1 pseudogene is annotated in these 1,306 nt (G+C 57.6%); it reads left to right on the top strand.

Going from position 1 to position 1,306, the window contains the following annotated elements:
- Window positions 1-123: 123 nt before the first annotated feature.
- Window positions 124-1,306 (top strand): annotated as a pseudogene (locus EFQ99_RS34805) (hypothetical protein); the annotation flags it as partial.

Raw genomic sequence — 1,306 nt, 5'->3', positions numbered from 1 at the left:
GACGCCGGCGACCGTGTGCCGCGTCGCAGATCCGTGGGCGGTTCGATGCGAGTGACGCCGCAGTCGCTGGCGCCGGAGAGGGGTTCGGGGCAGCAAGACGTCGATGCCGCAACGGAGACTCACGTGGTCTCAACCAAGGTTCGCGTCGGCGCCAAGCGTGGTCGCGCCGCCGACTGGGACATGCATCCCGATGACGAGTCCCGCATCAACCAGTTCGCGGAAGCAGTCCGAAACTACGAAATTCTACCCGACGGTAGCGTCGGCCGAGGGGACGGAAGGGTTCCCGAGGCTACCGTCGAGAACAATTTATGGGTTCTTAGGGGGTTCGCTCGTTGGCTCCGAGCAGAGAACAGAGATTCGATGGCTTCTCGGCTTTTAAACGATCCAGATTCACTAGCCGTTGATATCGCGGATTATTATTTGGCAAGCGGTGGGGATGGTCGGAACCGTCTTAAGTCAGCACTGTCTCATTTCAGGAGGCTCGCGCCTGAGGGGCAAGAACTCCAAGCCGTTGGACCTGGGCCGCGCCTGATGGGGCGCCAGATACATGATCCTTATCCCGACGACGCCCGCGTCATTGATAGCTTGGCCAAGGAAGAGCTGAGTAAGTTCGGACCGGTCTCGACTTCCCGGAATAATACCAGTCACCAACGAAAGTTTAGCGCTTGGCTCAAAAGGGAGGGCAGGGAGAGCATAGTCAGCCGGCTCACCGGCAGTGATGAGCAGCAACAGTCGTTGAAGGAGGATTTTAGGGCCTTTACCAAGGAGGAAGGAAAAAAAGTGGTCGTGAGTTTCGATCGGCTGCGGCAGTATCTAGGCGCCGAGTCGCAGTTGAAACAGCATCATCCTTATCCCGACGACGCCCGCATCATTGATGACCTAGCCAAGGAAGCGCTGAGCAAGCTCGGATCGAACTCGACTTCCAAGAGGAATGTTGTCTGGAATATGGCCAGCAATCAACGAAAGTTTAGCGCTTGGCTCCAAAGGGAGGGCAGGGAGAGCATAGTCAGCCGACTCACCGGTACTGATCAGCAGCAACAGTCGTTGCAAAAAGATTACCAAGACTTCACCGAAGACATGGGAAAACACACTATCTCTTTCAAGCGGCTTCGGCAGTACCAGCAAGTCGTTGAGGCGAACGCAGCGTCGGGGTTGTCCCCTGAGCAGGCAAGTGGCCGGGAACCGGCCGGTCTGGACGGCCGTTCGGATTCACGTGCCGAGTTCAGATCAACTTCGCCGCTGCAGCAGGTTGATCCACCGATCGAAAGCCGCAGCGGATTGTCGCTCGACCATACCGAATGGCTGG

This window comes from Rhizobium vallis (genome assembly GCF_003985155.1).
Classification (GTDB): Bacteria; Pseudomonadota; Alphaproteobacteria; order Rhizobiales; family Rhizobiaceae; genus Rhizobium; species Rhizobium vallis.
The sequence above is the reverse complement of the archived record's forward strand: the minus strand, read 5'-3'. Positions and strand labels throughout refer to the sequence as shown.